Source organism: Mesorhizobium sp. AR10 (assembly GCF_024746795.1).
GTDB lineage: Bacteria > Pseudomonadota > Alphaproteobacteria > Rhizobiales > Rhizobiaceae > Mesorhizobium.
Window position 1 is genome coordinate 2,594,412 of the sequence record NZ_CP080524.1, and the last position, 13,539, is coordinate 2,607,950.

Here is a 13,539-nt window from a genome sequence, read left to right on the forward strand (position 1 = left end):
TTCTACCAACCGAGGACCAGACTGCAGGAAGACAATGGCAAACTGAATTGATGCATGTGCGACGGACGATATCGAGGAAGAGGACGTCATCCGCTTCGATCATGAGGGGCGGACATTCGCCATCTATCGTAGTCCGGAAGATACCTTCTTCTGCACGGACGGCCTGTGTACGCACGAGAAGGTGCATCTGAGCGACGGACTGGTTATGGAGCACAAGGTCGAATGCCCGAAGCATAACGGCGTGTTCGACTACCGGACCGGCGAAGCGCTGCGCGCACCGGTCTGCGTGAACCTTAGAACCTACGCCACGAAGGTCGAGGACGGCCGCGTGTACATCGAGGTCTGACATGTCCGACACCTTTACCCTTGCGGCCTGCGCCGAAATGCTCTGGCGCGACAAGCCGATGGAATGGCGCTTGCGGCGTCTCACCGAAATGGGCTTCCAGGCTGGTCTTTGGAACTGGCCCGATCACGACCTCGCAATGCTGGAGGGATCCGGTGCCACCTTCTCGATCATGAACGGCTATTTGCGCGGCAGGCTCTCCGATGAAGAGGGTGCCGCCGAACTCTTGAAGACGGCAAAGGAGACGGCGGCGGTCGGCAAGCGCCTCGGCGTCGCACGGCTCAATTTGCACGGCACCGGGCTGGGCGAAGGCGGCCTGCCGGTGACACCTTGCGAGACGACAACCGGTACGATGTGGCTCAAGGCGCGCGACACGCTGAACCGCATTGCGGACCTCGCCGAGGCCGAAGGCGTGACATTCACGCTGGAGAATTTGAACCTGCCGGTCGACCATCCCGGCGTGCCGTTTGGGCGCGCCGAAGATACGCTGGCGCTGGTGTCGAGCGTCAACCGGCCCGGCCTGCGCCTCAACCTCGATCTCTACCATGCGCAGATCGGCGAAGGGAACCTGATCGAACTCTGCCGCGCCAGCCTACCGTGGATCGGCGAGGTCCAGGTCGCTGACGTTCCGGGACGCATGGAGCCCGGCACCGGAGAGATCAACTATCGCGGCATCGCCCGCGCGCTGAAGGACATGGGCTACCGTGGGCCGGTGGGCATGGAGGCGTTTGCCTCCGGCGACCCCGAGGCGGCGCTGCAGGCCTTCCGCGACGCTTTCACCATCTGAGGGAACAAGAAATGGTCACCAAGAGCACGCGTCCAACCGTCGCCGACATCCGCGCCATGAAGGGCCGCGGGCAAAAGATCTCCATGCTTTACGTCACCTCTCTCGAAGAGGCTGCGGCAGCGGACGCGGCTGGCGTCGACATGCTGTCGATCGAGGGCCGCTTCTTCACGCCCGAAATGCGGGAGGCAGCCGGCCGCTGCTTCGTGCAGGTCGGGCTGCCCTACGGCCCCGCCGGCAATCTGGTCACAGCAGAGGATTATCTGAAAACCGCCTACCACTTCATGCGCATCGGCGGCGACTGCTTCTACTGTGCCGCCTCGCTCGATATCCAGAAGGCGCTCTGCGACAATGCGGTGCCTGTTATCGCCCATGTCGGTCTGATCCCTTCGCAATGCACCTGGACCGGCGGGTTCAAGGCCGTCGGCAGGACAGCCGGCAGCGCGCGTGCGGTGTGGGATCACGTGAAGCGCCTCGAAGCCATTGGTTGCTTTGGCGCCGAGCTGGAGGTGGTGCCCGACCGCATTGGCGAACTGATCACCAGGAATACGCCGATGATCATGCTCGGCATGGGCGCCGGTCCCCATGCCGACGCGCAATATCTGTTCAGCGAGGACGTGCTTGGCCACACCGCCGGCCACAAGCCGCGCCACGCCAAGACCTATCGCAACTTCGCCGCCGAGTATGAACGGCTGCAGCGCGAGCGTGTCGCCGCCTATCGCGAGTTCATATCCGACGTGCAGACTGGCGCCTACCCCGAGCTCCAGCATGTGGTCCCCATCACCGACGAGGAGCTTTCTGCTTTCAAAGTCTCGCTAGGCCTCTAGCTACTTCCCATCACCTGACCATCGTTTCAGCTTCGTGCTTTCTCGCTTCCTTCATGTTCGGCAGGAACACCGTCAGCAGGCCGAGCAGCGGCAGGTAGGAACAGATCTGGAAGACGAAATCGATGCCTTTCATGTCGGCGACGACGCCGAGCACCGCGGCGGCGATGCCGCCCATGCCGAACGCGAAGCCGAAGAAGATGCCGGCGATCATTCCGACGCGCCCCGGCACCAGCTCCTGGGCGAACACGACGATGTTGGAGAAGGCCGACGACAGGATCAGGCCGATCAGCACCGTCAGGATCATCGTCCATTCGAAATTGGCGTAGGGCAGGGCGAGCGTGAAGGGCAGGACGCCGACGATCGAAAACCAGATCATCGCCTTTTGTCCATAACGGTCGCCGAACGGTCCGCCGAGCAGGATGCCGAGCGCCGAGGCGCCGAGGAACAGGAACAGCATAACCTGCGACATCTGCACCGAAACGCCGAATTTATGAATGGAATAGAAGGTATAGTAGCTGGCGAGGCTGGCGATGTAGGCGTTCTTGGTCAGCACCAGCAAGGTCAGCACCGCCAGCGCCCACATCACCTTGCGGCGCGGGAAGGGCGAGGCGAAGCTGGCCGTCTTGCGATTTGCCTGTGCGGCGCGCAGTCGGCTGTACCAGCCGCCGACCTGCCACAGCACGATGATGCCGATCAGTGAGCCGCCGGCAAACCAGGCGATGCTGGTCTGGCCGAACGGAACGACAATGAAGGCGGCCAGCAGCGGTCCCATGGCCTGGCCGAAATTGCCGCCGACCTGGAACAGCGACTGGGCAAGGCCGAACCTGCCGCCTGAGGCGAAGCGGGCGATACGCGAGGATTCCGGGTGGAAGATCGCCGAACCGATGCCGATCAGCGAGGCGCCGATCAATAGCAATACATAGTGTCCGGCATAGGCGAGCACGACCAGGCCGATGAGCGAAGACGCCATGCCATAGGGCAGCGAATAGGGCATCGGCCGTTTGTCGGTGGCCATGCCGATCAACGGCTGCAGCAACGACGCCGTCACCTGGAAGGTGAAGGTCAAAAGGCCGATCTGCCAGAAATCGAGGCCGTAGTTTTCCTTGAGCAAGGGATAAATGGCCGACAGCAGCGACTGCATGATGTCGTTGATGCAATGGCAAAAGCTCACCGCCAGGATGACGGTGAAGGCCGTCGCCTGCGCCGAAGTGGGGCTGGCCGTCGCAGGGGTGGTGACGGCCGTGGTTGTCGTGTCGGTCAAGGCAGGCTCCGTGGTAGATCCGCAGGCAGCCTTATAGGACGGTTGCCAGGCGACTTCTTTCGTGGTTTGGTCCAATAGTTTCGCAAGTGGGCCATTGCCGATGCCGCATGGCAGGGAAATCTTCAGGGGTGATGCCGCCGAACTCGGGCGGTTGCATCAGAGTCGGTGGCAGTGGCTGGAAGAAGCTGTCGGGCCGGCGGTGGCGCTGCCGACCGAATATCCGGACGGCTACCATGTGCCGCAACATCACCACAGCCGCAGCCAGTTGCTGCATGCGCTGGTCGGGGTCGTGCTGGTGACGACGAGGCACGGGCGCTGGATGGTGCCGCCCGACCATGCCATGTGGATCCCCGCCGGCACCGAGCATTCGGTCGAGATGCTGGGCGATGTCAGCATGCGTTCTGTCTATGTGATGCCGGAGGCGATCGCCGGTCTGCCTGACGGGCTACGTGTGGTCGGCATCACCGACCTGATGCACAGCCTGATCGTGGAGTCGGAAAAGCTGCCGCAGGGCGCCGAGCTGGAGGGCCGCGGCGGGTTGATCATGAACCTTTTGCTGCACGAAATCCCGAACCTGCCGGAGCGCCCGCTCGGCCTGCCGTTCCCGTCCGATCCGAGGCTGGCAGCACTGTGCCGGCGTTTCGTTGCCGCACCCTCGCCGCATGCGACGATCGACGAATGGGCCGACATCGTCGGCATGAGCCGGCGCTCCTTCACCCGTGCCTTCCACCGCCAGACCGGATTGTCGCTGTCGACATGGCGCCAGCAGGCTTGCCTGTTCGCGGCTTTGCCGCGATTGGCCGATGGTGAGCCGATCACACGGGTGGCGCTCGACCTGGGCTACGACAGCGTGCCGGCCTTCATCACCATGTTCAAGCGCATGCTGGGCGCCTCGCCACGCGGCTATATGCGTGGCGCCCGCGATAGTGGCGAAGGGGCAAGGCGAGCCCCGCCTCGACTTGAGGCCCCGGTGCCCTGAGGCAATTCCAGGAAAGCGCGCAGCGGTTTCCTGGAATTGCGTCAAACACCCTAAATTTAGTCCAACTGAACGCCGCTGGCCTTGACGATTGGCTCCCACTTGGCGAGTTCAGCCTTCACGTGGCTTGCAAGCTCCTCCGGGGTAGAGGCCACGATCGAGGCGCTGAATTGGCCCATGCGAGCAATCACATCGGGATCCTTAAGGGCTTCGGCTGCTGCCTTCTGAAGAACGCCTATCACGTCCGCCGGGGTGCCTGCGGGCGCGAACAGAGCGTTCCAGCTATAGGTTTCATAGCCAGGAATGGTTTCGGCAATTGCCGGTACGTCAGGGAAGGAGGGAACGCGTTCCTTCGTTGTAACGCCCAGAGCTCTCAGCGTCCCGCTCTTGATATGGCCCGATGAAGACGGGAGGTTGTCGAACATCATCGGCACCTGATTTCCGATAACGTCGTTCAATGCCGGTCCGGCGCCCTTGTAGGGTATGTGCTGCATGCTCACGCCGGCCATCGATTTGAAAAGCTCCCCTGAAAGATGAAGCGGGGTTCCATTGCCGGACGAGGCGTAGGCGTACTTGTCCGGGTCCTTCTTCAACATCTCGATCAGTTCCTTGACGTCCTTCGCGGGAAACTCAGGATTCACGACCAAAACGTTCGGCACCAACACAAGCAGCGATATCGGTGCGAAATCTTTTTCCGCATCGTAAGGCTTTGTCTTCAGGATCAGAGGGTTCAGGGCGTGTGTCGCAACCGTGCCCATGAGAATTGTGTAGCCGTCCGGATCGGCCCGGGCGACCTGGCTGGCGCCTATGCTGCCGCCAGCTCCTCCCACATTTTCGACGACAATCTGCTGCCCGAGCTTTTCAGACATCTTGTTGGCGACAAGGCGCGCGACCAGATCCGTGGAGCCGCCCGCGGAAAAGGGAACAACCATTGTGATTGACCGATCCGGAAAATCGGCGGCCCAGGCCGCCGGACCCGAAAAGACAGCCGCGATGGAAACCGCAAGCCCGAGCAAAGTCCTTCGCCGAATTGGCATCTGCTACTCCTCCATTGTTGGAGGAGCACTATGCCATGGTAAGCGCGTCAGGAGAAAGGGCTGCTCCTGGCCCACTGCAGACGACGGGCCGACAATGCGGCGTCCACTCCGCCTTGCGAACGTTTCGTTGATCTATGAGCGTCGCACTGGGAATGGCGCTTTGGAATTTTCTAGTCGAACAGGCTCGACACCGATTCCTCGGTCGCCGTGCGCGAGATCGCCTCGCCCATCAGGTCGGCGATGGAGATGACGCGGATGTTGTGGGCGTCGAGCACCGCCTGGGTCGGCTGGATGGAATCGGTGATGACCAGTTCCTGCAGCTTCGAGCCGCTGATGCGGGCACAAGCGCCGCCCGACAGCACGCCGTGGGTGATGTAAGCGGTGACGCTGGTGGCGCCGTTGGCAAGCAGCGCGTCGGCGGCGTTGCACAGCGTACCGCCCGAATCGACGATGTCGTCGATCAGCAGGCAATCCTTGCCGGCGACCGCGCCGATGATGTTCATGACTTCAGATTCGCCTGGGCGCTCGCGGCGTTTGTCGACGATGGCGAGTTGCGCATCGAAGCGCTTGGCCAGCGCGCGGGCGCGAACCACGCCGCCGATATCGGGCGATACGACGACGACATTGGCGAGCTGCTTGTATTTCGCCTTCACGTCGCGGGCCATGACCGGCACGGAGAACAGATTGTCGGTCGGGATATCGAAAAAGCCCTGGATCTGGCCTGCATGGAGATCCAGCGTCAGTACGCGGTTGACGCCCGCCCGCGTGATCATGTTGGCGACCAGCTTGGCCGAGATCGGCGTGCGCCCGGACGCGCGGCGGTCCTGCCTGGCATAGCCGAAATAGGGGATGACCGCCGTGATGCGCTTGGCCGAGGACCGCATGAAGGCGTCGATCATGATGAGCAGTTCCATCAGGTGATCGTTGGTCGGGAACGAGGTCGACTGCAGGATGAAAACATCCTCGCCGCGCACATTTTCCTGGATCTCGACGAAGATTTCCTGATCGGCGAAGCGCCTGACGGTGGCCTTGCCCAGCGGGATGTTGAGGTAGCGGGCGACCGCTTCGGCCAGCACCCTGTTGGAATTGCCCGCGAAGAGCTTCATGCACCGTTCCTGGTGAAGGATGGAGAGACCCTGACAGACTCTCGTGAGCCTCTTAACCGGGCTTTTAGCGAGCCGCGCCGGTATTGCAAGCGCCGAGATCGGGAATCCGCCGGCTAATCTCAAAAACGTCTGCACTGACGGAAACCGGCAACACGTCGATCAGCCGGCCCGCCCGGCGAGCCATGCGGCGAACTGGTCGATCGTCTGATCGGCGATGGCCTGCATGGTTGCGGGAGAGACCGCGGTCCAGCCTTCGCCGCCATTGGCCGAGGGGGCTTTCTGCTGGCCATTGATGCGATGCAGCCGGTTGCCCGCCGGGTCGTAGACATCCCAGACGTAGATGACGGTGGTGTCCTTGCCTTCCGACATCGTCGAGAAATAGCCCTTCAGCACATGTGTGGCGGTCTGGTCGGTGCTGCCGGCGAGCGTAATGCCGCGTTGCCTGGCGCGCGTCTGAAGTTCGGCCGTCAATGGCGTTGCGGCTTCCACCGAAGCGCCGACGATCGGCGCAACCTGCAGCCGCGTCTTCGACAGGATGGCCGCATTCTGGGCCGGCGTGGCGGGGGAGGCGGCGGCAGGGGCAGGCGACGATGGTGTCGAAGCAGGAGCGGCGACTGCCGCGTCGCCTTGCGGGGCCGGAAGCGACTGTGTCGACGGCGTCGGCGGGGTGATGGCCGAAGGTTCCAGGACGTCCTTGGCATTGGTGCAAGCAGCCAGCGCCAGTGCGGCGAGCAATGACACGGTCGTCACATGCGATCGTCTCATTTGCCTGAAAAACTCCTTGGCGATGAACGCCGTGATCAATGCCTCCATTATGGATTCACTGCACGATCAAGTCGAGATCATGGCGTGAAAGCGGCTTCGGCTGCGTTTCGGTGGTCAGATAGGTGCGGCCAAGCGTCATCGCCGTCTCGGTTTCAGAGTCCATGATGATCATGTGGGCGAACAGCGTCATGTTGGGCGCGATCGGCTCGGGATTGCCCTGGTAGAACATCGGCATGTCCATCCAGGACGGGGTGAAGCGGGCGCCGAGCGAATAGCCGCAGGCATTGAGCCGGTGCTTGGTCAGATTGTGCGCTTCGAGCGTGCGGGCATGTGCGTCGAAGACATCGCCGAAGCTGTTGCCCGGCGTCATCGCCTTTTCGACGGCAAGAAGTGAGGCGCGGGCGGCATCGAACAGCTCCTGGTGCCGTTTCGACACCTTGCCGGTCAGTACGGTGCGCATCATCGCGGCGTGGTAGTGGTGGAAGACGCCAGCCCATTCGAGCGTCAGTTGATCGTTCTTGGTGAGCTTGCGGCGTCCGGCCTTGTAGCGGCAGAGAAGCGCATCCGTGCCGGAGCCGATAATGAACTCATTGGCTGGATAGTCGCCGCCACCGGCAAAGATCGCGCCTTGCATGGCGGCAAGTATCAAGGCTTCGTCGCCGCCTTGCTTGATCAGCGGCAGGGCTGCGTCCAGCGCATCGTCGGCAAGATTTGCGGCTTTCTCAGCCTTGGCGATTTCAGCCGGGCTCTTGAACAGGCGCAGCCGGCTGACGATGCCGGAGGCGTCGGCGATCTGGCCGAACGTCTGCAACTGTTCGTCGAGGCGTCGGCCATTGTAGGCGGTCAGGCCGTGCGTGTCGTATTCGACGCCGATGCGGGCGCCGAGCAGGCCGAGTTCATTGAGCAGGTTGCGCAAGTCGACGGCCGGATTGGCACCGTCGCGGTCGGTCCACAGCACGATGTTGTCGATGATCGAGGTGTGGCGCGCCTGGCGCAGATCGGCCGAGCGGGTAAGCAAAACCATCGAGCCATCGGCCTTGACCACCAGGCACTGGAAGAAGCAGAAGCCGAATGTGTCGTAGCCGGTCAGCCAGTACATGCTTTCCTGCGCGAACAGCAGCACGGCATCGAGCTTCTTCTCGGCAAGTTCGATCATCAGCCGGTCGCGCCGTGCGTCAAACTCCGACCGTTCGAAATGCAGCGCCATCACTCTTTCTCCAAAACAATTGCCGAAACCTGCCGGCCGTAGTCCGGTTCCTTACGGTGCGTGCTACGCCGGTAGGAATAGAACAGGCCTTCCTCGGCATAGGTGCAGCGGCCGAGCCCCTCGGCCGTCACTCCGGCCTTTTTGAGCCGATCGACCGTATAAAGGTTGAGGTCGAACATCGCATGGCCGGGATTTGCCGAGGGTGCGAAATAGCTGATGTTACCGGCATCTGTCTCGACAAAGCGGGCGACGAATTCCGGCCCGACCTCGTAGTTGTCGGGACCGATCGAAGGGCCGAGCACGGCGACGATGCGTTCGCGACGAGCGCCAAGGCCTTCCATCGCCAGAACCGTGTTTTCGAGCACGCCGGTGAAGGCGCCTTTCCAGCCGGCGTGAGCTGCACCGATGATGCGCGCCTCAGCATCCGCGAACAGAACCGGTCCGCAATCGGCGGTCGAGGCGCCGACGGCAATGCCTGGCCGGTCGGTGACGATGGCGTCCGCCTTGGGACGCTCACCGGCAAACGGCTCACGGGCAATGACGACATCGGGCGAATGGATCTGATGGGCGGTCAGCAAATGGCTCGCCGGCACGCCCATCCATTCGGCAACGCGACGGCGGTTCTCGGCGACCAGCGTCTGGTCGTCATTCGAGCCGGTGCCGATGTTGAGACCCTGGTAGATGCCGCTGGAGACGCCGCCGACGCGGGTGAAATAGCCGTGACGGATGCCTTGCGCTTTCGCCTCTTCCAGCAGGGGCGACCGAACGGGATCCGGTTTGGTCTGATTCAGCATGGACGCGTTGTTGTCCGCGCCGGCGATTTCGTCAAGGCGAAGTTCAAAGCGCATGCCCGGATCAGACCGTGGACAAACGCCGCCAGGCATCATGTTCGGGGGCCTTGCCAACTTGGCGAAAACCCGGCTTTGGACTATAGGCAGTGAGCAACGGCTGGACGGTTGCGTGTTCCGGCGAAGGTTTCAATGGTCTGGCAACCAGTCAAGAGCCTGATCCGGCAGGTTCATAAGAACCGTCACGTGCGCAAAGCGAAAGATTTCCGCAATGCGCTGGTGGAAGGTTATTTCCGGTCGCGGCACGTGGCACAGGGATCAAAGCTGGCTGAAGAGCTGCGGCGGACCGGCTCTCGGCACTATTGCTTTGCCATTGCCTTCAATACGCCCTGGGTCATCGATGCGCTTACCAAGGCCTGGCTGACCTATTCCACCGGCATGACACTTGTTGTCGTCGACAATTCGTCCAGCCGATCCGCGCGACAGGCGATCGAGACCATCTGCCGGTCGCGAGGCATTGTTTATTTCGGGCTGCCGCGAAACCCGGAATGGAATCCCAACCGGTCGCACGGCATCTCGATGAACTGGATATTCCACAATATCGTGCGCCACCTGCGACCCGAAACGTTCGGCTATCTGGACCACGACTGCTTTCCCGTCGCCCCGCTGGACATACCCAGGTGCATGGAGGGCAAGGCCGCCTATGGCGCGAAACATCGGGCCGAGCGAGGCCATGACGGGTGGTATTTCTGGGCTGGACTTTGCTTCTTTCGCTACGCGGCGGTGGAGGATCTCGATCTGGATTTCAGGCCCCGATTCGAGACTGGGCTGGATACTGGCGGCGGCAATTGGCCGATGCTCCGCGACAGGCTGGATGAAAACAACATCGTTGGCGCCAGAGGGACAACGGTCAGCTTGAGGATCGGCGAGACAGAGGCCCACCACCAAATGTTCGACGGCAGCCTCTTTCACGTCGGCGGCGCCTCATATCGAGCCCTGATCAGTACGCGGCGCTACCGCCGGCTGATGTCCGACCATCTCTGGGACACTTATCTCGGCGGCGTGGCGGGACGGCTTGTAAACGACCTCTGACGCTGGGTGGTCGGCCTGCCGGTCAGGACGTCTTGCTTGGCGTGGGGAGGATTTTCAGAACCTTGAAAAGTTGACCCATGGCGTCGGGTCCGGCCAGGCGTTCGACAGCGTCGGCAATGGTTTGCCGCGCCTGTTCGTTCGCCTCGGCTCCCAGCAACCCGGCTCGCTCGAGCAGGCCCATGCCGAGCAGGAATTCACCTTGCGTGCTCAATTGGACATCGAGGCCGTGCGCCCGGACAACAGCGGCAAGGGCGGCGAAATCGACATGCGCGGTGAGATCGGCTTCGCCCGGATTGGCCAGCACATCTTCGTGATTGTGCTTGCGCAGGGCCTGCAGCGTGTCGCCGACACCGGGCTGAAGGTGGCCGTAGTCAAGGAACAGGCCCGCCCCGCCATGCGCGGCCAATCGTCCGGCAATGGCCGCCATCAGCGCGGCGCGGGCCGGTGCCACCTCGACGATCGCGCCTTGTGGCGCATCGGCGGCCTCATCCGGCAACAACGTCGCATCGACCGAACCGGCGCCGGCGAAGAAGCGCAAATCATCCGCATCATCGAGGCCGATCACGCGTTCACGCCACCCCGCGCCGGCACGGATGAACTGGCGGATGGGCACCGCGTCGAACAATTCATTGCCGACGATGAGAAGCGGCGTCTGCGGCAGCGTATCGATGGTTTCATGCCAGCCGATCCCGGCCGATGTACCGGCAAGCGTCTGCTTCTGGATGTCGGTCAATCTCGGGCTAGTCTCGATCATGGCGAACGAGGCGCTGGCGGTGAACGCCGGATCGAGCCGCGACACGCTGCGCAGCACGTCCTTCATCAGCGTGCCACGGCCGGGGCCGATTTCGGCGATGGTGACAGGCAGCGGCCGGCCGATCGTCTGCCAGGCCTGGTAAAGCCAGACGGCGACCAGTTCGCCGAACATCTGGCTGATCTCCGGCGCGGTAACGAAGTCGCCGGCGGCGCCGAAGGGTTCGCGTGTCGTATAATAGCCGTCTCGAGGATCGAACAGGCAGAGCGCCATATATTCGTTGACGGGGATGGGCCCCACCGCACCGATGAGGTCGATGATGCGGGCCTTCAGCGGTGTCATGCCGGCCGCGGCTGTGGCACCGGTTTGGCCGTGGCCATCGCCCAGATGCCGACAAGGAGCATAGGCAGCGACAGCACCATACCCATGGTGAGCCAGCCCGTCCCGAGGAGATAGCCGAGTTGCTGATCGGGCTCGCGAAAGAATTCGACGAAGATGCGCGATGCCCCATAGCCGGCGATGAAGGCGCCGCCGACGAAGCCCGGCGTCTTCAGCTTGAGCCGTGAATGGGTGAGGACGCGCAGGATCAGGAACAGCACCAGGCCCTCAAGCAGTGCCTCGTAGATCTGGCTCGGATGGCGCGGGAACGGTCCGCCATTGGGGAATTCGACGGCCCACGGCACGCTGGTCAGCTTGCCCCAGAGCTCCGAATTGATGAAATTCGCGACGCGGACAAGGCCGAGGCCGACCGGCACGCCGGCTGCCACCACGTCGAACAGGGTCCATGTGCGGATGCCGCGCGACCGAGAAAACAGCGTCATGGCAAGGATGACGCCGAGCAGGCCGCCATGGAACGACATGCCGCCCTGCCAGACGGCAAGGATATCGAGCGGGTGGGCGATGTAGCGCGGCAGGTCGTAAAACAGCACGTAGCCGGTGCGTCCGCCCAGCACCACGCCGATGGCCGCCCAGACGATGAAGTCGTCGAGGTCCTCCGGTTTCATCGGCAGGATGCCTTCGGGCCAGAGCCTTGTGTTGGTGACAAGCCGCTTGGCATACCACCAGGCGAAGAGAATGCCGACGATGTAGCCGACGCCATACCAGTGCACCGCCAGCGGGCCGATCTGGACGATGACCGGGTCGATGTTGGGAAAGGGCAGCGCGGCCAGCGGCAGCATAAAATTTTCGCTCAACAAGGATCTCCCGGGTGCGGTCGCGTTCGGGCGCGGACCATGCGGCAGGGTTTTGGCGGGGTCAAGGCAACGCGGGCGCCGTCAATTCTCCGGAAACAAAATGGCCTCGTTGTCCGTCGCGCCCATGCAGGATATGCAGTATTTCCACTGCATCGGTGCTGATGCGGTAGAAAATCAAGTAGCTTCCGTGAACGCGGCGACGGATGCCGGAAGATTCGTGGCGCGGCAAGAGCGGATACCGCGTCGGCATGGTCTGCAGTCCCATGCAGTCGTCACGCAGTTCCCGGATGAACGTCACAGCCCGAAGCGGGCTGTCGAGCGCGATATGATCGCCAATGGCTTCAAGGTCTGTTTCGGCCTGGTGGGTGAAGACCAGCCGCTTCACCTCTTGGCCATCGCTTTGTATTTGGCCTCCAGGCGGTCAAGCACGTCTTCGGCAGGCTTCAATTGCCCTGCGTCGGCCTCACCGATGCCCTTGGCGAGCGCGGCGTCGAGCGCGGCAAGGCGCTTCTCCCGTTCTTCGACAAGGCGAACGCCTTCGCGCAGCACTTCGCTCTTCGAATTGTAGCGGCCGGTGCTCACAAGCTGGTTTACGACATCCTCCAGACGGTTGCCCAAATCTGCGCTGATGGCCATGAGATGCTCCTTCAGATGCTCTCTTTTGTACAATAATAGTTATTGGTCCGACAGACCAGTAGCCCATCGAGCAAAACTCCATCCGACTTGATGCCGCAGCAGCCGCAACGTTCTTGCATTCCGCGCTCAGCGCCACTACGTCAATTCGACCAAGCGAGGATTTGCCATGTCGACCGGACCGAACCGCATTCTCGATGAATTCGCCAAGTTGATGACCGATGCCGCCGGTGCTGCGCAAGGCGTGCGGCGCGAGGTGGAGACCGCCTTCAAGGGACAGGCCGAGCGTATTCTCAGCACCATGGACGTGGTGCAGCGCGAGGAGTTCGAGGCCGCCCGCGACATGGCTGCGAAGGCCAGGGAAGAAAACACCCGCCTTGCTACCCGCATCGATGCGCTTGAGGCCAGGCTCGCCGAATTGACCGGGCAGGCCGCACCTGCGGCTGCGGCGAAGCCCAAACCAAAAAAATAATCGCTAAACTTTTCCACAAAGCACAATCCGAAAAATCGCTTTGGCGTGAATCGTTTACCGGCATTGCATGAATCTTTGTGACAGCGGCTTTCCACATGCGAATGACGCAGTGCGAAAAATTGGGCTGTTCACGCGACTCCCGATCAATAGACTGAATTTGTTGCATGATTCGGAGCAGGGTCATGCGGCCGGGCGGTGGGGTCCGGTCCGGGGTCTTTGTGTCGTGAAGTCCTGGCCGTCCGAGTTCTAGACAAGATTGTTCGTCGTGTGTGCCCCGCGGAGCGTGTGGCGCTCCCCTGAACAC

16 protein-coding genes are annotated in these 13,539 nt (G+C 62.3%); 6 read left to right on the forward strand and 10 right to left on the reverse strand.

The features are described 5' to 3' along the window. Window positions 1-46 precede the first annotated feature (46 nt). From LHFGNBLO_RS16125 to LHFGNBLO_RS16135, 3 genes are read left to right on the forward strand one after another with little or no spacing between them, the layout of a single operon-like run. The gene (locus LHFGNBLO_RS16125) at window positions 47-346 is read left to right on the forward strand and encodes a MocE family 2Fe-2S type ferredoxin (RefSeq protein ID WP_258609754.1); all 300 of its coding nucleotides are present in this window, start codon (window positions 47-49) and stop codon (window positions 344-346) included. Between the two features lies 1 nt (window position 347). After that, window positions 348-1,130 (forward strand): hydroxypyruvate isomerase family protein, encoded by a 783-nt coding sequence (locus LHFGNBLO_RS16130; protein ID WP_258608939.1) that lies wholly within the window; start codon window positions 348-350, stop codon window positions 1,128-1,130. A gap of 11 nt (window positions 1,131-1,141) precedes the next feature. After that, window positions 1,142-1,954 (forward strand): 3-methyl-2-oxobutanoate hydroxymethyltransferase, encoded by an 813-nt coding sequence (locus tag LHFGNBLO_RS16135; RefSeq protein WP_258608940.1) that lies wholly within the window; start codon window positions 1,142-1,144, stop codon window positions 1,952-1,954. A 10-nt stretch (window positions 1,955-1,964) separates the two neighbouring features. On the opposite strand, the gene LHFGNBLO_RS16140 is transcribed toward LHFGNBLO_RS16135, so the two are convergent. Then, a complete protein-coding gene (locus LHFGNBLO_RS16140) occupies window positions 1,965-3,215 on the reverse strand; it encodes an MFS transporter (protein ID WP_258608941.1) in 1,251 nt (416 codons plus the stop codon). 100 nt (window positions 3,216-3,315) lie between these two features. Between LHFGNBLO_RS16140 and LHFGNBLO_RS16145 the strand changes: the two genes are divergently transcribed. Further along, window positions 3,316-4,194, forward strand: coding sequence for an AraC family transcriptional regulator (locus tag LHFGNBLO_RS16145; protein WP_258608942.1), 879 nt, complete (start codon window positions 3,316-3,318; stop codon window positions 4,192-4,194). Window positions 4,195-4,250: 56 nt separating this feature from the next. Here the strand turns inward: LHFGNBLO_RS16145 and LHFGNBLO_RS16150 are convergent, their stop codons facing one another. From LHFGNBLO_RS16150 to pgeF, 5 genes are all read right to left on the reverse strand, one after another. Further along, complete coding sequence (locus LHFGNBLO_RS16150; protein ID WP_258608944.1) at window positions 4,251-5,228, reverse strand: Bug family tripartite tricarboxylate transporter substrate binding protein; 978 nt, start codon at window positions 5,226-5,228, stop codon at window positions 4,251-4,253. Window positions 5,229-5,398: 170 nt separating this feature from the next. Next, window positions 5,399-6,334 carry a ribose-phosphate pyrophosphokinase gene (locus LHFGNBLO_RS16155; protein ID WP_258608946.1) on the reverse strand — a complete coding sequence of 312 codons (936 nt, stop codon included), beginning with the start codon at window positions 6,332-6,334 and terminating at the stop codon, window positions 5,399-5,401. Window positions 6,335-6,493: 159 nt separating this feature from the next. After that, on the reverse strand, window positions 6,494-7,099 hold the full coding sequence (locus LHFGNBLO_RS16160; protein ID WP_258608948.1) for a hypothetical protein: 606 nt from the start codon (window positions 7,097-7,099) through the stop codon (window positions 6,494-6,496). Window positions 7,100-7,154: 55 nt separating this feature from the next. Then, the gene (locus tag LHFGNBLO_RS16165) at window positions 7,155-8,306 is read right to left on the reverse strand and encodes a M24 family metallopeptidase (RefSeq protein WP_258608950.1); all 1,152 of its coding nucleotides are present in this window, start codon (window positions 8,304-8,306) and stop codon (window positions 7,155-7,157) included. Beyond that, a complete protein-coding gene (gene pgeF, locus LHFGNBLO_RS16170) occupies window positions 8,306-9,100 on the reverse strand; it encodes a peptidoglycan editing factor PgeF (RefSeq protein ID WP_258608953.1) in 795 nt (264 codons plus the stop codon). Before pgeF ends, LHFGNBLO_RS16165 begins: the two co-directional genes overlap by 1 nt. Window positions 9,101-9,286: 186 nt before the next feature. Here pgeF and LHFGNBLO_RS16175 point away from each other — a divergent pair, with 186 nt between their 5' ends. Continuing rightward, window positions 9,287-10,186, forward strand: a complete 900-nt coding sequence (locus tag LHFGNBLO_RS16175; RefSeq protein ID WP_258608954.1) for a hypothetical protein — start codon at window positions 9,287-9,289, stop codon at window positions 10,184-10,186. A gap of 22 nt (window positions 10,187-10,208) precedes the next feature. Here the strand turns inward: LHFGNBLO_RS16175 and LHFGNBLO_RS16180 are convergent, their stop codons facing one another. The 4 genes from LHFGNBLO_RS16180 to LHFGNBLO_RS16195 form a co-directional block, all read right to left on the reverse strand. Further along, window positions 10,209-11,279, reverse strand: a complete 1,071-nt coding sequence (locus LHFGNBLO_RS16180) for a class I SAM-dependent methyltransferase (protein ID WP_258608955.1) — start codon at window positions 11,277-11,279, stop codon at window positions 10,209-10,211. Then, the gene (lgt, locus tag LHFGNBLO_RS16185) at window positions 11,276-12,130 is read right to left on the reverse strand and encodes a prolipoprotein diacylglyceryl transferase (RefSeq protein WP_258608957.1); all 855 of its coding nucleotides are present in this window, start codon (window positions 12,128-12,130) and stop codon (window positions 11,276-11,278) included. Before lgt ends, LHFGNBLO_RS16180 begins: the two co-directional genes overlap by 4 nt. Before the next feature lie 61 nt (window positions 12,131-12,191). Then, complete coding sequence (locus LHFGNBLO_RS16190) at window positions 12,192-12,515, reverse strand: type II toxin-antitoxin system RelE/ParE family toxin (RefSeq protein ID WP_258608959.1); 324 nt, start codon at window positions 12,513-12,515, stop codon at window positions 12,192-12,194. Further along, on the reverse strand, window positions 12,512-12,766 hold the full coding sequence (locus tag LHFGNBLO_RS16195; protein ID WP_258608962.1) for a type II toxin-antitoxin system ParD family antitoxin: 255 nt from the start codon (window positions 12,764-12,766) through the stop codon (window positions 12,512-12,514). Before LHFGNBLO_RS16195 ends, LHFGNBLO_RS16190 begins: the two co-directional genes overlap by 4 nt. 166 nt (window positions 12,767-12,932) lie before the next feature. Here LHFGNBLO_RS16195 and LHFGNBLO_RS16200 point away from each other — a divergent pair, with 166 nt between their 5' ends. After that, window positions 12,933-13,235 carry an accessory factor UbiK family protein gene (locus LHFGNBLO_RS16200; RefSeq protein ID WP_258608964.1) on the forward strand — a complete coding sequence of 101 codons (303 nt, stop codon included), beginning with the start codon at window positions 12,933-12,935 and terminating at the stop codon, window positions 13,233-13,235. Window positions 13,236-13,539 lie beyond the last annotated feature (304 nt).